Raw genomic sequence first — 21,113 nt, 5'->3', positions numbered from 1 at the left:
TCCCTTCCAACCACCCGCTTCTATGAAAACCACTTTTTCGCTAGTATTTATCCTGGCTTGGGCGCTGGTCCTGGGCACCGCTCAGGCGCAGGCACCCCGGCAGCAAGTACTGTTCAACACCAACTGGAAGTTTCACAAAGGCGACGTAACGGCCGGCGAAAAACCCGACTTCAACGACACCGACTGGCGCCGGCTTGAGCTGCCCCACGACTGGAGCATTGAAGGGCCATTCAGCCAGGAGTGGGCCAGTGCTACCGGCTTCTTGCCGGGTGGCATTGGCTGGTACCGCAAAACGTTTGAGGTGCCCGCCGCCTTCCGTACCAAGAAGGTGTTTGTGTACTTCGATGGGGTGTACAAGAACAGCGAGGTCTGGCTGAATGGGCACTTTCTGGGCAAGCGCCCCAGTGGTTTTGCCTCGTTTCAATACGAACTGACGCCACACCTCAACGCCAACGGCCCCAACGTGCTAGCCGTGAAAGCCGACCACAGCCAGGTAGCCGATTCGCGCTGGTACACCGGGTCGGGCATCTACCGCAACGTATACTTGGTGGCTACCGAACCCGTGCACGTGGCGTTGTGGGGCGTAGGCTTCACCACCCCCGAGGTATCGGCCAGCGCCGCTACGGGCAAGGTGACGGTAGCCGTGACGAACAGAACGGCTGCCACGGCCAACGTGCTAGTAAAAAGCACGTTGCTCGATTCGCAAGGCAACGTAGTAGCCACCGCGCAGCAGCAAGTGCAAGCCAAGCCCAGCACCGATACGCCGGCCGCTCTCACGCTCAACATCAGCAAGCCCAGCCTATGGTCGGTGGAGAAACCCAGCTTGTACAAGTTGCGGGTGGCGCTGTCAGTACAAGGTAAGCTCACGGATGAAGTGGTGGAAGAAGTGGGGGTGCGGACCGTTCGGTTTGATGCCAACCAGGGCTTCTTCCTGAACGACAAGAGCTTGAAGCTCAAAGGTTTGTGTTTGCATGACGACGCGGGCGCCCTGGGCGTAGCCGTGCCGGAAGAAGTGTGGGAGCGGCGCCTGAAAGCGCTGAAAGAAGTGGGCTGCAACTCCATCCGCATGAGCCACAACCCACACGCCGACTACTTCTACGCCCTCTGCGACCGGCTCGGATTTCTGGTGATGGATGAAGCCTTCGACGAGTGGGAGGAAGGCAAAAACAAGTGGGTGGAAGGCTGGAACGTAGGCACGCCCGCCAAATATGGTACCCACGAGTTCTTCAAGGAGTGGGCCGACCGAGATTTGCGCGACATGATTCTGCGCAACCGCAACCGCCCGTCCATCATCATGTGGAGCATCGGCAACGAAATCGACTACCCGAACGACCCGTACTCGCACGAAGTGCTGAACACCGGCCGCAACCCCCAGATCTACGGCAAAGGCTACCTGCCCGACCACCCACCAGCTAGCCGTCTGGGCGAATTGGCCAAGCAGCTGGTAGCCGTAGCCAAAAAGTACGATACCTCCCGGCCCATCACGGCGGCGTTGGCCGGGGTGGTGATGTCCAACTTCACCGACTACCCCGCTGCGCTGGACCTGGTGGGCTACAACTACCAGGAGTTCCGCTACCCCGAAGACCACCAGAAGTACCCCAACCGCATCATCTACGGCAGCGAAAACGGCATGGGACTCCCGGCCTGGCGACCCGTCGATTCCTTGGCGTATATCTCCGCTCAGTACCTCTGGACGGGCATCGACTACATGGGCGAAGCCGGCAAGTGGCCCCAGCGCAGCAACGGCGCCGGCCTGCTCGACCTCGCGGGCTTCCCGAAGCCGGAGTACTACTTCCGCCAAAGCCTGTGGTCCGACAAACCGATGTTGTACCTAGGAGCCATGACGATGCCCAAGCCGGAAGACCGGCAGGGCCGCGGCCACCGCCAACTCAACTCCACCTGGAACTGGGAAGCCGGTGAAACCGTCCGGGTGGTAAGTTTTAGCAATGCCGATGCCGTGGAGCTGTTCCTGAACGGTCAGTCATTGGGTAAAAAACAGGGCCGTGAAATCACCTGGGACGTGCCCTTTCAGCCTGGCGAGCTGTTGGCCAAAAGCTACCGCAACGAGCAGCAAGTAAGCCGCACCACCCTGAAAACCGTGGGCGCCCCCGCCGCCCTGCAAGCCCGCCCCGACCGTACCTCGCTGGCCGGCAAAACCCGCGGCCTAGCCCAGATTGAAGTAACCCTGGTTGACAGCAAGGGCAACCCCGTCAATACCGCCACCAACGAAGTGCAAGTAACCGTGGAAGGACCCGCTAAACTGCTCGGCCTGGAAAGCGGCGACCTAGCCAGCCACGAAGACTACAAGGGCAGCAAGCGCAAAGCACTCCACGGCCGGCTGCTCGTGTACGTGCAAGCCACCGGCGCCGGCCCCATCAACGTCTCGTGCCAGTCACCGGGGCTAACAGGAAAGAAGGTGGCGTTGAAGGGTATTTAATAGAGCCTAGCGGAATAAGCAGTAATGCGTGTCATTCCGACATAGGAGGAATCTGAGTAAACCGTTCAATGATGCCAATCAGATTCCTCCTGCGTCGGAATGACAAGGCCTGTTGAAACAGGCATGTATGTAGAGTAGCCCACTAGCAGGCAGATGCCGGTGGCATCCGCCCCGCTGCGAGGACGCGCTTACGTAACCTGGCTTTACCGGGTAGCCTCGGCTTTCGGGCGCTCATCTTTCGAGGAAGGATACTGCGGGTCTAGCTCTACTAGCGTGTCGTGCAGGGTTTTGGCGACGGCAAAGGCTTTGTACCAGTTTTGGTCGGCGGGTACTAGCTGCCAGGGGCAGGTGGCGGGGTTACAGTGCTCGAACACGTCTTCATATACTGCCCGATATGCCGGCCACTGCTTGGCTTTGTCTTCGTCGCCGGCTTCGTACTTCCAGCGCTTTTCGGGGTCCGTTACGCGTTCCTCCAGTCGTTCCCGCTGCTCTTTCTCGGATACGTGCAGGTAGAACTTGAGCACCGTGGTGCCGGCTTGCTGGAGCAACTTCTCGAAGTTGTTGATGGCTACAAACCGGCGCCGGGCTTCCTCGGGCGTTATCAGGCCCTGCACCCGGGTAACCAGCACGTCTTCGTAGTGGGAGCGGTTGAAAACGTGAATCATGCCCTTGGGCGGGGTCTGCTGATGCACGCGCCACAGAAAATCGTGGGCCAGCTCCAGCTCCGTGGGTTCCTTGAACGAGTGCACCCGCACGCCCTGCGGATTGAGGCCGCTGAACACCCGCCGAATCAGGCCATCTTTGCCGCTGGCGTCCATGCCCTGCAACACCACCAGAATGCTCCGCTTGTTTTCGGCGTACAGGCGGTCTTGGAGCGCAATCAGCTCTTGCTTCACACTTTTCATTTGCCGCAACGTGGCCGTTTTGTGAAACTCAGCGGGCGCACGGCTCGGCAGTTTGGCAAGGTTGAAGGCGTCGGGACTTTTCATAGCGAAAACAACTACGTGGAACGATTAGGGAAACCCCAGCGGGTAGCCCTAGTACGCCACTTGGCTAGAGCGAGCTTACTCCGGGTCGTATTTTTTTAGGGCCAACGGGAAAATAACCAGCTCGCCATAGAAAGCGCCCGCCACCGAAATGGCGGTGAGCAAGCCAAACAGCTGCACCGTTTTCAACGAGCCTAAGGCCATAACGGTGTAGCCCAGAAATAGCACCACGCTGGTCAGGACGATAGTGGGGCCGACGTGGGCAATAGTGGTCAGGCGCGCTTGGGTGGGCGTTGCGCCTTGGCGGCGCTGCTGCCGGTAGCTGTACACGAAATGAATAGTGTCATCGACGCAGAAGCTCAGCACGATAGCGCCAATACTTGCCGTGGCCGTATCCAGGGTGATGCCCAGCCAACCCATCGTTCCGAGCAAGACCAGCACCGGAAACAGGTTGGGAATAACGGTGAGCAACGCCAGTCGGAAGTTCCGGATAAACACCCAGGTCAGGGCGAAGACCAGCACAAAAGACAGCAGCAGGCTGTTGGTCTGAGAACTGGTGACGTAGGCGACAATGCCCGCGTACATGGGCTGATACCCCGCCGGCCGCACCGTAGCCACCGGGCCCAGCGTGGCGCCCGCAATGTCCAGCAGCGTATCCATTTTGGCCGTGAGCTGCCGCGCCGACAGCATGGCCCCCGAAACGGTGACGCGCCCGGTGGCCGTGCGGGCATCTACGAACTGCGCGGTCAGGGTGGGGTACTCGGTGGTGAGGCGCTGCTGCACCTGGCGCAAAGCGCCCTGGCTGCCGCGCAATCGGCTAGCCTTGGCGCCGTACTGCGCCTCTAGTCCCGCCTGGTACAGAGAATAAAACCCCACTACCTGGCCGACGCCCGCCACCCGGCGCACCGAGTCGGCGAAGGCGAAGGTGGCTTGTACCACTGCCGTATCGGAAAGGGTGTAGCCGGCTTTGGGCTCCACGAGCAGTTCCAGCGGCATATAGGGCCCCCACGTAGCTTCGATGGCGCGGTGGTCTTGCACCACGATGTTGCTGACGGGCAGGTAGCCTAGCGTGTACGTATCCGAGTGGAGTTGGGGCAGCCCCGCAGCCAACGCCAGCGCTAAGAGCACCGAGAGGCCGCCGAAAAACCGGGGCCGCGCCAGCAGGTATGTATAGAACGCCACCAGCTTGCGCGCAGTTGTTTCGGTGGCTTGGGCAGTGCGGGCCGGGGCTTTGGCCAGCGGCAGCAGCAACACGCCCAACACGAAGGTGAAAAACAAGCATAGTGCAATACCCAGGGCAGCGAATACGCCAAAGTCTTGCAGAATAGCCATGGGGCAGGAAAGCAGCGCCAGAAACCCGGCCACGGTGGTCAGCATAGTGAACAGGCAGGGCGCCAACACGTTCTGCAACGCCTGTAAGGCATCGGCGTAAGCCGTGCTAGTGTCGGTGCGCAGCCGGTTCCGCTCGTTGATGACGTGCATGGCGTCCATGATGCCTAGCAGAATTAGGATGATGGGCAGCAGCACCGTCATCAGGTTTACGCGGTGGCCCAGCGCCCCATACACGCCAAACGTCACGTAGGTGGCTAGCCCCACCACCCCCAGCGTGTACACCAACAACAGGAGGTTGCGGTAAATCAACAGCAACACACTGAACATCAACAGGTAGCCCAGTCCCAAAAACAGCCCGAAGTCGTGCTGAGACAGAGCGTTGAGGCCCGCGTAGATAATGCCGACGCCTCCAAAGTGCGCCTGCTTAGGTGAAAAGTGCCGGTACACGAGTTGCTGCACCTGCGTCAGAATCTCGGCGCGCCGGTTGTCGAAGTCAGGGAGCTGGCGCAGCTGAATCAAGAAGCGGGTGGTCTGGTAGTTGTCGGTGAACAGACTCTGGCGCAACGTGGGTAGCGGCTGCAACGCCTGCCGAACCTGCGTGGCCGTGGTGCCGGGTTCCAGCAGCGGCCGGGTGCCCCCCACCAGGCTGCGCATAGGCAGCGCCGCATTGCCCGGACCCGTGACACCAGCCACCGCCGGCAACGCCTCCAGTTCCCGGGTCAACGCCACAAAAGCCGTCAGGTAGCCAGGAGTCAGCACCGATTGTTCGTCGTGGACCGCCAGAATAATCACTTCATCGTTGCCGAAGCGTTGCTGAAACGTGCGGTACGCTTCTAAGGCTGGGTCATCGTCGAGAAACCAAGCCGAGAGGTTATTGTCCACAACCAGAGCGGCTTGCACGCCGGGCCACAGCGCCGCGCAAACCGTCATAATCAACAACAAGAGCAGGTAGCGAAGCCGGTAGAGGTAGAGCATCGGGCGGTAGAGTAAACTATTATTCCAAAGTAGCTATATTATCCCCAGCATGAATCTACGCCACTTCGCCGCTTACCTAGGTCAGCGCTTTCCGCCCGTCAACATGGGCTTGTTTGCCATCCTGTTTCTCACGGTGTGGTCGGTGGCGGGCACTGCCGGAGCCAAGGTCGGTTTCAGCTGGCGCGAAGCTGGCGGTATCCTCGCTACCATCTCGTTTTTCTTCCGCCTGCGGGTGTTCGACGAAATCAAGGACTACGCCGCCGACGCTATCAATCATCCGCACCGCGTGCTGCAGTCGGGCCGCGTGACCCTAAAGCAATTGCAAGTTCTGGCTTGGCTGGGGGCCGGGGGCGAGCTAGCGTGGAGCTGGTACATGGGGCCAGTGGCGGTGGCCGGGTGGCTGCTGGCTTTGGGCTACAGCCTGCTGATGCGCTATGAGTTTTGGGTGAGCGAGTACCTGAAGAAGCGCCTCGTGCTCTACGCCCTCACTCACATGCTGATTATGCCCCTGCTAATCACGTGGCTGTGGGTGGCTTACCGGCCGGAACTGGTGCTGCCCGCGCGCTTTTTCATGCTGGCCGCGCTAAGCTTGCTCGGTGGGTTTGCGTTTGAAATTGCCCGCAAGATTCGGGCGCCGGAAGCAGAGCGCGCCGGCGTCGATTCGTATTCGCGGGCTATGGGCTACCGGGGCGCTATTGGGGCGGTACTGCTGGTGCTGGCGGGCGGCATAGCCGTGCAAAGCACTCTGTTGGTGCAGCTCCAAGCGGGGGTGTGGCCGTTCGGGTTGCTGGCCGGGCTGTTCGTGCTTACCCTGTTCGTGTACCTGTGGGCCGCGGCGGCGCCCCAGGAAAAGCTGCTGCGCACGGCCGAGCTGCTGGTGTCGTTGTTTATGCTGACCAGCTACGTGGCTATTATCGTGGAAATAGCTGTCTGATACTGCATTGAGAAGACTTTCATTGATTTGCTGCTCTCTAGTTTTTGCCTGCACCACCCTCGAGTGTTCACCCTATTACGCGCCCCACTCCTATGATTCTGACCGGGGCTGAGCGGCCAACTGTCCGCGCCAAGTACACCATCGGCAACAAAGCGCAGGGGCTCTACCGGCTGCGCGAGGCGGGAATGCTGGTGCCCGATTTTCTAGTTATCCCGGCCGAGCTCTTCGACGCGGTGTTACGGGAGGCGCCCCCCCAGCTTACCCCAGAAGCCGCGGCAACGCACCAGCGCCAGCAACTGGAACGCTTTGAACTGCCCGCCCCCGAGCGGCAGGCTATGGCGCAGGTGCTAGCCAATTGGCAGTTTCCCACTCATCCGGTGGTTGTGCGCTCGTCGGTAGCCGACGAGGACAGCGTCGGCGCCTCGTTTCCGGGCCTGATGGATTCCTTTCTGAACCTGACGACGGAAGTGGCGGTGTGGGCGGCCATCAGCGCCTGCGCGGCCAGCGCCTACTCGGCGCGTGCGGTAGCCTACCGCCAGCAGAAGCAGCTAACCCTGGTGGCCCGCCCCGCCGTGCTTGTGCAGCGGCAGGTGACGGCGGCCGCCAGTGGCGTGGTGTTTTCCACGTTTCCGGAGTATCCGCAGGAAATGGCCGTGCACGGGGTCTGGGGGTTTGGGGAAGGCTTGGTAGGCGGCCAGTTGGAGCCCGATGAGTTCTACCTCGACAAGCAAACCGGCATTCCGCAGCGCACCAAAATTGCTTGTAAAGAAGAGATGCTGGAACAAGCCTCCGGAGGCAACGGTCTGCAAACAAGCGCCGTAGCTCCCGACCGGCAGCAGGCGGCTTGTCTCACGTCCGAGCAGCTTGCTACCTTGTTCCAGGCCGCCACCACGTTGGAGCGCGTATTTGGACGGCCCCAGGACATCGAGTTCGTGCTAGAAGACGACCGGGTATGGCTGGTGCAGGCCCGCCCGATTTCGCAGCCCATTCCCGAAGTGGTGGTCTACGACAACTCCAACATTCAGGAAAGCTACTGTGGCGTCACGACGCCGCTTACGTTCAGCTTTGCCCAACGCGCCTACGCCACTGTCTACCGCCAAACCATGCGCGTGTTGGGCCTGCCACCCGCCCGGATTGCCACCCACGAGCCGGTAGTGACGCAGCTGCTGGGCTTGGTGAAGGGGCGCATCTACTACAACATCAACAACTGGTACCGCGGCCTCCAGTTGCTGCCTTCTTTCCGGCAAAACAAAGCCGATATGGAACGCATGATGGGCCTAGAAGAGCCCGTGGACTTCGTAACCAACCAGGAAAAAACGGTAGCGGCAAAGCTGAAACTGCTGCCTAGCTTGGTGGTGAACCTGGTGCGGCTGTTAGCGGCTTTCCAGCAGCTTAAAACCCGCGTGCCTGCGTTTCATGCGCACTTTCAAACGCAGTATCAACGGTTCTACGCCCAACCGCTAGCGGGCGTCAGCGTCAAGGAGCTACTCCTGCAGCAGCAGCTTCTCGACGAAAACCTGCTTAACAACTGGACCACGCCCATCATCAACGACTTCTTCGTGATGACCACCAACGGCCGCGTGGCCCGGGGCCTAAAGAAAATCGGCATCACTGCCTCCGACGAGTTTCTGAGCCGCTATTTGTCCGGCGACCAGCAGGTAGCCAGCACCCAACCCACCCGCCACTTGCAAGCGCTGGCCCGCGCAGCCTGGCCCCAACCAGCGTTGCGCCAGCTGCTCTTGGCTGCCCCTGCCGACCTGCACGCGCAAGTGGCCCAACTGGCCCCCGATTTTCACCAGCGCGTCGAGGAGTTCATTGCGCAGTATGGCGACCGAACGGTGGGCGAATTGAAGTTGGAAACCACCACCATGCGCGTGAACCCCGCGGTTTTCTACCAGTACCTGCGCAATTTTCTGCTGACGTCTCCTACCCCGGCCGCCGAACCCCTCAGTTATTTGCAGGAGCAGGCCCGGCAGGAACTGGCCGCGCGGCTGGCCCCACGCGGACGCTGGTTCAGGCGGCGGCTTCAAGGCAACCTCGACAAGTTGCAGCTGGCCATTCGCTACCGCGAGGCCCTGCGGCTGGAACGTACCCGGCTGTTTGGTATGTACCGTGCCCTGTATCTGGCTATGGGCCAGCATCTAACGCAGAAGCACCAACTCGCCGCTGCCCTCGACGTCTTCTGGCTCACGGAAGCGGAAATCATAGCTGCCCTGCAAGCGTCCAGCACCGCCGAATGGCAAGCACTGGTGCAGCAACGGCGCCACGAGTTCGAGCAGTATGCCCACGAAGATGTTCCGTCCCGGGTCACGGTGCCCTCGCCTCCCACCACGGCCGCCCCGGTTTCAACAGCCGACTCGGGCGCTTTGCGCGGCACCGGCTGCTACCCCGGCGTAGCGCGAGGCGAAGTGCTGGTTATCACCGACCCCGGCGGCGACCTGAACGTGAGCGGCAAGATTGTGTGCGCCCTGCGCACCGACCCCGGCTGGGCCGCTTTGTTCCCGATGTGCCGGGGCGTTATCATCGAAAAGGGCTCATCTCTTTCGCACTCCGTTATTCTGCTACGCGAGTTGGGCATCCCGACCATCATCAACGTGGCCGCCGTCACCAAGCGCTTGAGTACCGGCCAGCGCATCAGTATGAACGGTGAAACCGGTGAAATTCAGATACTTGAAGCATGAAAACAATCAGTGAAGTTCCCTTTGCCGGTTCGCTCGACGCTGCTTTTTTCGACATCCCGGCGCCGCTGTATGCGCCGCTGCCCTTCCAGCTACAGGAAGACCGGTCGGCGGTTCAGCAGCTGTTTGTGCACGAAGCCTGGCAAAGCGAAATTATGGTGTACACCGACCACAAGAAACTGCGGCTGGTGGGTATTTTTCCGCGGAACAGTACCACCGCCTACTTCGGGTATTGGGAAACCCCCAATGAGTTGGCGCTCAACCAAGAGGCGTTTGCGCTACTTGGCGCCGCCGCCCGTAAGCGGGGCTATACCAGCCTGCGAGGGCCGCTCAACTTCAACACCTACCACGCCTACCGCCTGCGGCTGGGGGCGGTGCCGTCCTGGCTTCAGTTCGACCGGGAACCCGTTAACCCTGCCTATTATCCCGATTTGCTCAGCAGGCTGGGTTTCTCCCCAACCCTGTCGTTCGAGAGCCGCCTGATCCGGCCCGATACGGTGCCAGTTGTGTACCAAGACAAAGCCAGTTTTCTTGCGGCCTTGGGCAATTTGCCCTACGACTTTGTTCCGCTGAACCCTATCACCTGGTGCCAGCACGAGCCGGAACTGTTCGAGTTGGTGCATCAGATTTTCAGTGCCAATCCAGCCTATCAGCCTATTCCAGTTGCGCAGTTTCAGCAGCTCTATAACGCGGAATATGCCGCCAAGCTCTGTCCCCATACGTCGGTGCTGGTTCGGGAAAGAACGCACAACCGCCTGGTGGCGCTAAGCCTCTGCCACCCCAACTACGCGCCTCTGCACCTCGGCACGGAGCCGCCGGTTTTCGCACGCGACTATCCACTCTTGCCGCAGAAAACTCTGCTAGCCAAAACAGTAGGTGTGCACCCGGACTTTCGCAACCAGCAGATTATGAATTATTTGGGGGCATACGGTATGCTCCGCTTCCGGGAGCTATACGAGCAGGTAATCTTCTGCTTGATGCGCTCCGACAACTTCTCCCTGCACTTCACGGATGGCTTGCCCGCCGAGGTAGCCCGCTACGCCTTGTTTGAACGGCGTTTGTAACGGAGTAGCTCGCCTGGATATGTTGGGAAAGCGGCTACTGAAACTCCACCACCGCTACCGGCTGCGCCCAACTCGGCTCCAGTAGCTGCGCCAGCGTATCGAAGTAGCTGTTCACCACGCGCGGCAAGAACGGGTACGGACTCACCGCGTGCGCCATGAGGTAGAGGCCCAAACGGTGCAGGCCGAAATCCAAGGCGGCGTAGCCCACCTCCCGGCGAAAGGCCGCGGCATCAGCATAATGGCCCGTGAGGTTGTGCAAGACTTGGCGGTAGTGTTCCAGGTACTCGTGGCGCAGGTGGTAGCGGTCCTCGGTTAGTACAAAGCAAAGGAGCTCTACCACGTCATAAGAAGGCACTTGGTAGGTTGCCAACTCCCAGTCGTAGGCGCACAGGTGCAGGGCGTTGTGCTGCATCTTAAAGCAAGTGTTGCGCGGGTTCAGGTCGTTGTGAATCAACGTTTTAGGGCGGTTTGCCTGCCAAGCCCAGTAAGAGGGTATCTGCTGGATGGCGGCGCGCAATAGCTCGGTCCGTTCGGTGGTATAGAGGTCCGGGAAGTGCGTGGCTGCGTTGGTAAGCAAGGCCGCCCAGAGCGGGCTCATTTCCTGCATGTAAGCCGCCGAGGGTATATCGAGCCAGCTCGGAACGGATGCTCCGGTGGTTAGGTAGCGGGCGTGCCAGGTGGCCAGCTGCGTCAGCGCTGTGCGCAGGTGCTGGTCGGTCCAGGCGTGGGGCGCCATCACCGAGTTCAGCAGCGTTACGTCCTGCAAATATTCCATGAGCACGCAATACACTTCCGCTTCGTCATCAGCATAGGTGCCCCAGATGCGCACTATCGGGTCGGCGGCGGGGAGCTGGCACACTTCCAGCTCGCGCTTATGGGTGTGCTGAAAACCGGTTCTAGTGGCTACACTTGGGTACACGGCGGCCAGCTCGCCGCCGCACGCTACGGCCAGGCTCGCCAGCATGGCGGAAATCTCGCGGCCATTGGGCTTGACTTTCAACACCATATCGTGCACCTGCCTTTCGCCGTCAACGTCCAGCGTCACCGTCAAGCCAAAGTGCCCTATTGTTTTAGTGCTTTGTCCGGCCGTGAGCGTTACGAGAATGCTGGCTGAATTGTCGAGGGGGAAGGGCACCACGCTCAGCACCCGCACGGTTTGGTGGGGGGCATGGGCGGCTAGCATGGCTTCCAGAAAAGCCGGGGCCAAAAGGTCGGTTTCGGGTTGCTTATTCATAGTACGCCAGGAGTTTAGGAGCTGATGGTACGGCTGCTAAGCGGGAGTCCAGCACGCGCACATTGCGGAAGTAGAAGCACGCTTCCTGCTTGGATAGGCTTTCCGACACTTCCTCCGCCAAGGGTGGATAGCATTCCGGGTTCCTAGCGCCCTGATCTTGCAGCAGATTCCAGTATACGGCCCGCAGTGGCCTGCTGCCCGCCGCAAATAGCTGGCTGACAATGCGTTGAAATTCAGCGGGGCTGATGTATTCAAAAATATTCGAGAAGCTGGCTTTGGTGATACGCTGACCTGCGCCACTACGCAGATAGTCCACCGCGTCGCCGGTTACGATGGTAAGGTTGCCGATCTGCTGGCGTAGCAGCTCGAAGTTGCGGGCTTGGTAGCAGGGAGGAAGTATCTGCTCCGGCAAGTTTTCTGGCCCGAAAAAGAAGAACCGGAAAAAGAAGTTGTCTTGCACCAGCTCTGTTGCCAGCGTATCACGGAGCCGCGCGTAGAACGCCGCGCCTCCCGATTCTTCGGCGTAGCGAAACAGGCGTGGGTCGCGGCCCTTGCTCAGGTTTGCTTCGTCGAAATAGTGAATGAATTGCTCTTGAAACGAGGTGGCTTCCACTACCTGCGTGAAGTACGCGTATTGCACCGCCACCGAATCGAACTGAATGAGCCGCCGCACGTTGCGCTGAATACTAGGGTCTAGGGTGGCCAAAAACCCGGTGATGTAGCTTTCCAGGCGCCCGGCCGTGAGTATACCCGCCGGATGGCTCTCGAAAAAAGCTGCCCAGTACGGTTGTTCCGCCGCGGGCAGCGTAGGAGCTACCTGCTGCCACGCAGGCGCCACCGCCTCTGCGCCATCCAAGCCCAGCAACGCGCGCAGAACCGCCTGGCTGTGGTGGCGGATAAGATGCAGCTTGAAGTGCAGCAGTTGGTTCTGCACCGGATTCAGGTCGATGGCGGTTACATGCTGCGGGTTTTTAAGCAGCACGTTCAGGGCATTGCAGCCCGCCGACGTCACAACCAGCACGTGGTCGGCGGAACGAACCGACAATGCCTGGTACAGGGTGCGGCTGTCTTCCCACACCAAGGAGTAGCGGATGCGGTCCAAGGCAACATTGTAGAACTCGGATTTCATGTTGTGAAAGGTGGAGCTTGGAAAGGAAGGACGGTGCAGTAGCCAGGTAATAAGGGCAAGAATAAGGCTGGTTAATTGTCTGTTTATAAAGTATCTAGCCTGCTAAATCAAGATTGTTGCTTTAATGGTTAGCGAAGCTGGGAGTAGAGAATCTTGGAATGATGGCGGGCATCGACGGGTAGGCTGGAGCGCAAGTGGACGGCGAGGCAGCACGCGGGCGGGAAGTTCTTGGCCATGGTTTCCTGCACCGTCTCTGAACTCACGGAGCCTTGCACGAACACCGTGAAGCCCGCCGCGTCGGAGCGGGCAGCCACTCGCTCGACGCCGGGCAGGTGGTATAGCAACTGCTCGATTTGATAGTGCTGTACCCCCTCATGCACGCGTTCATTGCCTTGGCGGCCGGTTAGAAATAATTGGTTGTCTGCCACATAGCCATAGTCGCCGGTGCGAAGCCAATGGCCGGGCGCGGTGGCTACGTGGGCACCCCGCACCCATAGCTCGCCCACTGCGTGGCCCCGGTTTAAGTGCCCCAGCAGCTCGATGCGCCATTCAAGCCCCGCCTGGATGGTTCCCACGCAGTAGCCGGCTAGTGGGTTGGGGGCAGGAGTGCATACCGGTCGCACGGCAATAGGTTCCGCTTCCGATGAGCCATATATAATGTGAACCGTTGCATTCGGAAAGAACTGCCGCATCTCCTGAGCTAGCGGTTCGGGCACCGGGGAGCCGCCAATGCCAACGGCTACCACCTCGGGTAAGGCCACTAGGTGTTGCCGCAGATACGTGAGCAACGCACTGAAGTAGAACGCATTACCCGTTAGGGTTTGGACCCGCTCGTGCACCAGTTGAGCTATAATCCGCGCCGGGTCGAGGTGTTGCATAGCGGCCCACGGCACGGCCGGCAACACGCTTACCACGCCCGCCGCTAGGTTGTGCAGCAGGATGTTCGGAAACAGCGGAAAGTCCCGCTGCCCAGGCCAAGGCGGAAACACCGCCTTTATGGCTTCGTGCTGCGCCCGCAGCACCTGGTGGCTGCGCCGAATAGCCTTGGCCGCGCCCGTAGAGCCAGAACTATGTGACACCAGTGCAGCCTGTTGCGCCGACACCGCAGCCGTTGCCCAGGGCGCAGCTACCCGAACCGATGGAGTGCCAACGCATATCCGGACACCGAATGCGCGCGCGGCCATGCGCCCTAGTAAGCCTACGGGAGAAGCAACCATCACCACCCCAGCACCCGACTTACGGGCCAGCCGTGCTATCTGCCCGACCGAAGACCCCGCTGGGGGCAGCACGGGAGTGGCGCCAAGTGCCATAACCGCTAGCAGCGCGCAAATCAACTCCACGCTTACGGGCAACGCCAGCACCACGGGGTTGCCAGCTTGCACCCCATGCGCGAGTAGGTTTTCGTGGTACTCTCCTACCCGGTTCAGAATCGAGCGGGCAGTGTAAGACTCAGCCGCTACCGAAGACCCAACTGTCGCGGGCCACACGATACATACCTGATCCGGTTGCTGGGCCAGGGTGGTACGTATCAGCTCGAAGTAGTTGAGGTTCATATGCTTGTAAGTGACAAACTGTCGTTGCTACTGACGTTTTGCGGCTTGTATTGCTGCCCTACTTCGCTTGCCCTTGGGGCCTTCAATTAGAGCAGGCGTATCAGGGAAGAAAGGTGTTCAGATTGCAGCGCATCACCCAACTAAACTTGCCATAAATCAGACTTTACGAATAGCTTCTATCTTGCATATAAAGTACTTATAGTCAGTATATAAATAACGTTGGTAGCTGACTTTTAAGGAGGGCGTCTGAGTACTATAGTGCAGTTAAGAATAAGCAGCCTGTTGATTGAAGGAACTGCGAATCCGTCGCGCACAATAAAGCCTACGCCCAGAGCAGTAGGTTGCTCTGGGCGTAGGCTTCAGTTTTCTGGGGCTTTTCAGCGCGGCTCTTATGTCGAGGGGCTGGTATCCGGGTGGGTAAGCAAGAGGACTTATGACGACGAGGCCGCTTCGGCGCCGGCACCCAGGGCAGCTAGCGTAATAGGGCCTGGGGCAGCATGGCGCAGGTACACCGTGAGGCCCGCGTCGCGCAGATCCTGCACCAATCCTTCGCCGGCGGCTTCGGGCGTGTATATATCGGCGGTGGTGGATACCACTTCTACGGGCAGCCTGGGTAGCGCCGCCAGGGTGGCCCGCCGGTTGATTTCGGGGGGGAAGATGGCGGCGTACAACACCAGCCGCTCATACACGATAGGGCTGGTTGCCAGCCAACGGCAGGCGGCGGCGGCCCCGTGCCCGTACCCCAGCACCGTTACGGGCGTCTGTGGCGGGCAGGCAGATCGTACTTGGTCGGCCAGAGAGTTAAGGTAATGCGTGAGGTCGTTCAGGTCGGGCTCTAGCGCATCCATAGCAAACCAAGCCGACACAGTGATTCCGCTGGTATCGGGTGGGGTGGCGGGCTGATTGTGGCGAGCTAGGGCTTCCGGCAAAATCAGGAGGCGCTCTGGCGTATCGAGGGGGGCGAGTTGGGCTGCCAACTCGGCAATGGGCTGATCATGACCGTGCAAGCAGAACCAGATGTGCTGAATAGCGGGCCCTGGCTCTCCCAGGCTGTAGTAGCGCGCCGTACGAGTAGTGGAAAAGGTGTGGGGCTGCATAGAAAGCGGAATAGCAAATGAATGTATCGCTGAAACCCTTTATACGCAGAGCGGTAAGGCAGGGGGAAAGTCACGTGAAAAGCCGGTTTCTGCGCCAGACACAATGGCCGTAATACCCTGCCGGTTAGGCTTATTAGCCTGCCTTTATGTCTGGGGTATAGGTTCTAGTCGGCTGCAAAGAAGTTGGTACATGGTTTGTGATAACCCTCTCGTAACTACAAAAGGAGACCTAGCCCATGAACCTGATAAGCCGAGAATTCATCCGCAACATGGCCCCGCAATTAGATCTGCTCAACACGTTGGGTGGTGGCATTGCGCAAGCTCAGATGCGGATCGACAAGCTAAAGAAAGGCGTGGTTATTCGAGTCGCTGCCCCAACCGTTAGCCCCGAAAATATTCACGTTGTACTCCATAACAGCCGCATGACGGTGTATGGCGAGTTTCGTCACCAGCCTGAAGACCAGCTAGGTGCACCCCTCTTCACGCGCATCCTGGACCTGCCCACCAACCTGGACTTGACACGCATCGACGCCGTTCACGAAAACAACGAACTGCAAGTGCGCATTCCCTACTTGGACCCTAGCAGCCAGCAGCGCGAAATCGAAATCAAGCAGCGCTAAGCTCCGCGACGCGCTTGCTTATAACGCCGGGACCGACCGGCACCTTTCTCAATGAGCCACTGCCCTGTGCAGTGGCTTTTTTTTGCCCTTACGTCTCCTCAACTGAAAACCACGGGAGCTGCATATTCTGTCACACCTCACCTAAAGCCACGCTAGCCAAACAACGGAATCAGAAGCACGAACCCCATCAGCAACGACAAGTAAAACCAGCCCATTACCTGACCTCGGTAGCGGCGCGGCAGTTGGTTGCTGAGCGTCAGCACGGCCACCACCACCAGCACCAGATGCAGCAGCAGAAACACCACGGTCTTCACCCAGTTTGGAACAATGGTGTTTTCGGGCTGCATCTGGTCGGGCATTCCCAGCGGCGACGTAGCCCACTCAAGCAGGTAGTAGGCCACCGTTTCAAAAACCACAAACAGCACCAACCCTACCAGCAACGCCAGCGGCCCAGATTTCTCAGTAACATCAGCCATATACCATGCAGTGGGTTGGGGGAGGGGAAGGTGCCGCTAAGGCCAGTGAAGCTACAGGCTTTCGATGAGTTCACCGAATAGCGGCCTTGAAGCTTGTTGGGGAGCCAGTAAGACCAGTACCAGCATGCTTGCTGCAGCGTCAAAGCGCAGGTAGTGCTTCCTAGCCCGCTGCCGGTGCTGCTCGCGCGCTAGAGCACCACGGCGGCTACAGTACATGCAGTACATCCGCTTGATCTTCTGGCTAGTGCAGCATGCCTGCTTTCGTAGGGCTGGCTGGACTTCTATCTTACACGGGTAGCTCCGGCGCCTATGCAGAATCGTGGGGGCTGCTAAGCTGGGAACGACAACGTGAAAGTTGAGCCCTCGCCTTCTCGGCTTTGCACGGTAATGGTGCCGCCCGCATTCTCCACCATCTTCTTGACCATGTACAGCCCTACACCCGTGCCTTCCACGTGGGTATGCAGGCGCTGAAATAGCTGGAATAACTTGACCTGCTGCGCCTTGGCCAGACCCAAGCCAAAGTCTTGCACCCGCAACACGCGGCGGTCGTCTTCTAGGGTGCAGCTGATGTGCACCTGCGGCGCATGTCCGGGGCGGTAGTACTTGAGGGCGTTGCTTACCAAGTTATAGAGCACCGAACGCAAGTTCTTCTCGGACATAACCAGCGTGGGGCACTCGTATACGTCTATGGTCATCTGTCCACCTGTTTCGGCGAAGAGCGGCTGCAAATCCTGGCGAACATCGTGGAGGATAGGGGCGAGGGCTGTGGAAGTGGCCGGGTGGTCGAATTCCAACTGCAGCTTGCTGACCTCGGTGAGGTGAGCAATGGTGCGGGTGAACCGCTCCACCGATTCTTGCATGTGGGTGAGTACCGGGGCCAGTACGGGGTCGGTGCGCCACGTGTCTGGCAACACGTCTTCGAGCAGCCGCAGCAACCCTTCGATGTTGGTAATAGGGGCTTTTAGGTCGTGTGAGGCGGTGTAGATGAAGTTGTCTAGGTCGGCGTTGGTGCGGGTGAGGCGGGCGTTGCTCTCGTTCAGGTCTTCGTTGGTGGATGTAAGTTCCTCGTTGATGGCCGCCAGTTCTTCGTTCAGGGCTTGTACTTGCAACTGGCTGTTTTCCATTTGATGGCGGGCCAAGGCTTGCTCGGTAATATCCGTGACCAGGGTGTAAAATCCCCGTACCTCGCCATCGCGTTCATCCGGAATGTAGTCGGTATGGATGTACTTAATGAAATCCTCGCGGTACACCATGCGGCTCTCGAAATGCAGCCGCTCCCCTGCCAGGGCCCGGTCCATGTAGCGGCTGGTAGTGGCGTAGGCTGCCTCCCCCACCACCTCTTGTACGTGTTGCCCAAGCAAGGCAGCAGGGTCGCGGTTGAACCACGCCCGGTAGGCTTCGTTGGCAAATTGGTAGCGCCGCTCCCGGTCCAGGTAGCCAATAAGTACGGGTAAGGCATCAGTAAGCACGCGCAGCTGTTCGCGCTGCAACTTGGTTTCTTGGAGAGCAACAGTCAGGTTCTCATTGAGGGCTTGCACTTGTTGGCGAGCCAGCACCTGGGCGGTTACCTCGTAGCCGACGCCCATTACCCCCATAATTTCTCCGTGTGCATCGCGCCAAGGTAGGTAGGCAGCACGCACATACCCTTGGTCGGGCAGGTCGGAGGCATGGTGGCGGTCGAAGAGCAGGGGCAGTTCTTCAAACACCACTGTCTCGCCCTGATAGACCTGGGCGTATACGTCCTCTAACCCTTGCCCCCGCAAGGTAGGTAGCGCCTCAAAAATAGGCCGCCCTTGAATTTTCTCCCGTATGGTGCCGAGAATGACCGCGCTGGGCTCGTTTATCAGTTCGACTACGTATTCGGGCCCGCGTAACAGGATAACCGCAAAGGGGGCTTGCTCGAATACATTGGTTAGCACCTGCTGTTGGGCCTCGGCTCGCTGCCGCGCTTGCTGCTCACTGGTTTGGGCGTGGTGCAGCTCCTTCGTACGCTCGGCTACGCGGGCTTCCAATTGCTCGTTTAGTTGGCGGAGTTCCGTTTGCGCGCGCTCCATGGCGGCATTATTGGCCAGGATTTCCTCGTTGGCCGCTCGTAGCTCCTCGTTGAGCAGGTTGGTTTGGCGCTCCTTTTCCTCTATCTGTTGGCGAGCCAGTACCTGCGCCGTTACGTCGCTGGCCACAGTCAGAACGCCATTGGCCTTCCCCTCGGCGTCGTACATGGGCAAGTAGATGAAGTCCCAATAGACGGTTTCGGTGCGGCCGTTGCGCTGTAGGTGCGACGGCATACCGTAGCCACGGTAGGGCTCCTCGGTGGTTCGTACTTGGTCTAGAAGCGTATCGAACCCCTGCCCAACCAGTTCCGGCAACACATCCAGCAGCGGTTGCCCTAGGCCTTGCTTGTAGGGCAGTCCCCATATCTCATAGGTGGTGGTATTGGCCAGCTCCACCAGATTGCTGGGGCCGCGGTACACAGCAATGGCTACCGGCGCCAACTCGAACACGCGCTGCAACTCGCCCCGATGCAGTTCGGCCTCGGCTCGTGCGGCTTGCTCGCGGGCCTGGCTTTCACGGAGGGCTTGTTCCACGGTTGTGCGCGGCTGGTCATTGCCATCCGTGAACGTCAGTAGCAACCCTTCTTCAAGCCGCCGAGCCTGCACACGCAGAAAGAGGTCGTAGCCATCGGCCCGGTAAAATTCGTCGCGGTGAGCCGGGGCATCCGACAGGAACGTGTCGCGCAGAAAATCGAAGGCTCCGGTTTTGGCAGCACTGGGCCACTGCCCCAGGTAGGTTGTTGTGGGGGAGCTGGGCAAGGCCAAGATGCGCTGAGCTGCCGGATTGAGGTAGATGAAACGGAAATCAACGACGGTGCCGGCCGCGTCTAGGATAGGCACGTAATACACGACGCCATCGGGCATCAACTCCAGTAGCGTAGGAAGAAAGGAAGGAGGTAAGGCAGTAGGTGGGAGCAGTGAGTCGGCAGGCATATTAAATCGGCGGCGAGAGGCAAGGCCATGAGCAGCTAAGGTACTAAGAGCCATCCATGAGCAGTATGGCGGCTCAGAAAGGCAAATCGTCAGTTCTGGCGAGACGCCGGTAAACGTGAGCTATACAGTGTATGTTGACCAAACCGTGGCCTCTGAAGACCAGCATGGAGCATATGGCGGGCAACACATACACCACCCTATCCGTTTGGCGCGGCCATTTGTTTTCATGGCTGCTGCATACAGTACCCTCCCGAGCCCTAACGCTCCGCAATAGCCCACTCCTCAAAAGAACGAACAGCAGACTCGCAACGGCAGCGCAACCAGCAACTCAACCGCGTAGGTGAGTTGGCACAGACTAGGCACTAGTGTCCTTTTGGGGCTTGTGGGAAGGGTATAGTGGACGCCGCTCGAAATGCATAGCCAAGCCCTCGTCCTACGGAGCCGCAGGCAATTCTGCTTTAGGAGTGGTTTTGGAGCCCCGAAATTGTTTGGGTTTCAGGTGTTGTTCCGCCAGTTCTACCAGTTCAGTTAGCCGGGTTTGTCGGGTTTCCGGGCGTTTGGCTGAAACCAGCCATTGCAGCATATTTCGTTTGTCGGTTTTGCTTAAGCCTAGAAAGTAGGCTTGGGCATTTGGCCTTTTTTGCAGCTCCTGTTCTAAGTCCGATGGGAGTAGCAGGGCTTCCACGGCGTCCAGAATCGTCCAGGAACCATTCTGTTTGGCGGTTTCAATCTTTGCCAACCCTGCTGCAGTCATCAAGCCCTGCTCCACCAACCGCTCGACTTTTTCCTTGTTGATTCTCGACCAGGCACTTGTGGGTTTGCGTCGGCAGAAAAACTGCATGTATTTTTCTTCGTCCACTGGCTTTGCTTTGCTGTCAATCCAGCCAAAGCAAAGCGCTTCATCCACGGCTTCGCTCCACACCAGGCTCGGCTTGTTTGCCTTCTTTTTGTAGTAGATCAACCAAACGGATTGCTTCTTGTCGTGGTGCTCTTGTAGCCACTCGCGCCAGTGTTGGCGGCTGGTTGGGCAAAAAGTATCCAGCTCTTGTTCTGCCGGTGTCATTTGCTGTCTTGTCTTGAAGTGAAGCGTGCCAGGATGGCCGGGCGGTACCGCCCACGTGAACTGAAAAGCAGGGAGATGCAGAAAGAGTGTCTGCCGCTCGATTCTTTAAAGTTCGTCTTCTTCTCTGACAGCCCTATGTCAGCATCCACCTCCACGACGCAAAAAAACATATACCCACTGGGTCAATTCGCGCGGCTGCGTCCGTAGCCTCTTCAAGCTCGTCAAAGAAGAGCACTCCGCCGGATTCGAGGTAGGCTGGGCTACCGTATTGCCTGCAAATTCATTTGGCTTCACCCAACGGCGGCGTGCACCTCACAATGGCACTTCCACCGAAAACCACTCTGCGAGAAAAAGAAAAAGGGCGTCTCCGGATTGGAAACGCCCTTTTAGGTAGCGGGGACTGGACTCGAACCAGTGACCTTTGGGTTATGAGCCCAACGAGCTACCAACTGCTCCACCCCGCACTGTTTGGTTCTGCAAATGTACGAGGCTTTTCGAGAAAAGTCACGTTTGGTCTTAAAATAGGCGTATTCGTGCGCTTCTAGCCTGAG

The 21,113-nt window shown here is 59.1% G+C and carries 14 protein-coding genes and 1 tRNA gene; 5 read left to right on the top strand and 10 right to left on the bottom strand.

Going from position 1 to position 21,113, the window contains the following annotated elements; genetic code table 11:
• Positions 1–22 precede the first annotated feature (22 nt).
• The gene (locus tag MTX78_RS22470) at positions 23–2,437 is read left to right on the top strand and encodes a sugar-binding domain-containing protein (RefSeq protein WP_243798520.1); all 2,415 of its coding nucleotides are present in this window, start codon (positions 23–25) and stop codon (positions 2,435–2,437) included.
• Positions 2,438–2,640: 203 nt separating this feature from the next.
• On the opposite strand, the gene MTX78_RS22465 is transcribed toward MTX78_RS22470, so the two are convergent.
• Positions 2,641–3,426 (bottom strand): PPK2 family polyphosphate kinase, encoded by a 786-nt coding sequence (locus MTX78_RS22465; protein WP_243798518.1) that lies wholly within the window; start codon positions 3,424–3,426, stop codon positions 2,641–2,643.
• 75 nt (positions 3,427–3,501) lie between these two features.
• Positions 3,502–5,730 carry an efflux RND transporter permease subunit gene (locus tag MTX78_RS22460; protein WP_243798516.1) on the bottom strand — a complete coding sequence of 743 codons (2,229 nt, stop codon included), beginning with the start codon at positions 5,728–5,730 and terminating at the stop codon, positions 3,502–3,504.
• Positions 5,731–5,779: 49 nt separating this feature from the next.
• Between MTX78_RS22460 and MTX78_RS22455 the strand changes: the two genes are divergently transcribed.
• From MTX78_RS22455 to MTX78_RS22445, 3 genes are all read left to right on the top strand, one after another.
• Positions 5,780–6,664, top strand: a complete 885-nt coding sequence (locus MTX78_RS22455; RefSeq protein WP_243798514.1) for a UbiA family prenyltransferase — start codon at positions 5,780–5,782, stop codon at positions 6,662–6,664.
• 92 nt (positions 6,665–6,756) lie between these two features.
• Positions 6,757–9,345 (top strand): PEP/pyruvate-binding domain-containing protein, encoded by a 2,589-nt coding sequence (locus tag MTX78_RS22450; RefSeq protein ID WP_243798513.1) that lies wholly within the window; start codon positions 6,757–6,759, stop codon positions 9,343–9,345.
• On the top strand, positions 9,342–10,406 hold the full coding sequence (locus MTX78_RS22445) for a hypothetical protein (RefSeq protein WP_243798511.1): 1,065 nt from the start codon (positions 9,342–9,344) through the stop codon (positions 10,404–10,406). Before MTX78_RS22450 ends, MTX78_RS22445 begins: the two co-directional genes overlap by 4 nt.
• 34 nt (positions 10,407–10,440) lie before the next feature.
• Here the strand turns inward: MTX78_RS22445 and MTX78_RS22440 are convergent, their stop codons facing one another.
• From MTX78_RS22440 to MTX78_RS22425, 4 genes are all read right to left on the bottom strand, one after another.
• Positions 10,441–11,640 carry a phosphotransferase gene (locus tag MTX78_RS22440; protein ID WP_243798510.1) on the bottom strand — a complete coding sequence of 400 codons (1,200 nt, stop codon included), beginning with the start codon at positions 11,638–11,640 and terminating at the stop codon, positions 10,441–10,443.
• Positions 11,633–12,769 (bottom strand): DUF3419 family protein, encoded by a 1,137-nt coding sequence (locus MTX78_RS22435; protein WP_243798508.1) that lies wholly within the window; start codon positions 12,767–12,769, stop codon positions 11,633–11,635. The genes MTX78_RS22440 and MTX78_RS22435 overlap by 8 nt, the downstream gene beginning before the upstream one ends.
• A 128-nt stretch (positions 12,770–12,897) precedes the next feature.
• On the bottom strand, positions 12,898–14,322 hold the full coding sequence (locus MTX78_RS22430) for an AMP-binding protein (protein ID WP_243798506.1): 1,425 nt from the start codon (positions 14,320–14,322) through the stop codon (positions 12,898–12,900).
• Positions 14,323–14,753: 431 nt separating this feature from the next.
• The gene (locus MTX78_RS22425) at positions 14,754–15,419 is read right to left on the bottom strand and encodes an alpha/beta hydrolase (protein ID WP_243798504.1); all 666 of its coding nucleotides are present in this window, start codon (positions 15,417–15,419) and stop codon (positions 14,754–14,756) included.
• A gap of 236 nt (positions 15,420–15,655) precedes the next feature.
• Between MTX78_RS22425 and MTX78_RS22420 the strand changes: the two genes are divergently transcribed.
• A complete protein-coding gene (locus tag MTX78_RS22420) occupies positions 15,656–16,039 on the top strand; it encodes an Hsp20/alpha crystallin family protein (protein WP_243798502.1) in 384 nt (127 codons plus the stop codon).
• A 152-nt stretch (positions 16,040–16,191) separates the two neighbouring features.
• Here the strand turns inward: MTX78_RS22420 and MTX78_RS22415 are convergent, their stop codons facing one another.
• The 4 genes from MTX78_RS22415 to MTX78_RS22400 form a co-directional block, all read right to left on the bottom strand.
• Positions 16,192–16,515 carry a hypothetical protein gene (locus MTX78_RS22415; RefSeq protein WP_243798500.1) on the bottom strand — a complete coding sequence of 108 codons (324 nt, stop codon included), beginning with the start codon at positions 16,513–16,515 and terminating at the stop codon, positions 16,192–16,194.
• A 329-nt stretch (positions 16,516–16,844) separates the two neighbouring features.
• Positions 16,845–19,499 (bottom strand): PAS domain-containing sensor histidine kinase, encoded by a 2,655-nt coding sequence (locus tag MTX78_RS22410; RefSeq protein ID WP_243798498.1) that lies wholly within the window; start codon positions 19,497–19,499, stop codon positions 16,845–16,847.
• A 433-nt stretch (positions 19,500–19,932) separates the two neighbouring features.
• A complete protein-coding gene (locus tag MTX78_RS22405; protein ID WP_243798496.1) occupies positions 19,933–20,562 on the bottom strand; it encodes a YdeI/OmpD-associated family protein in 630 nt (209 codons plus the stop codon).
• Positions 20,563–20,953: 391 nt separating this feature from the next.
• Positions 20,954–21,026, bottom strand: a tRNA-Met gene (locus tag MTX78_RS22400).
• Positions 21,027–21,113 lie beyond the last annotated feature (87 nt).

It is taken from the genome of Hymenobacter tibetensis, from assembly GCF_022827545.1.
GTDB classification, from domain to species: Bacteria; Bacteroidota; Bacteroidia; order Cytophagales; family Hymenobacteraceae; genus Hymenobacter; species Hymenobacter tibetensis.
The sequence above is the reverse complement of the archived record's forward strand: the minus strand, read 5'-3'. Positions and strand labels throughout refer to the sequence as shown.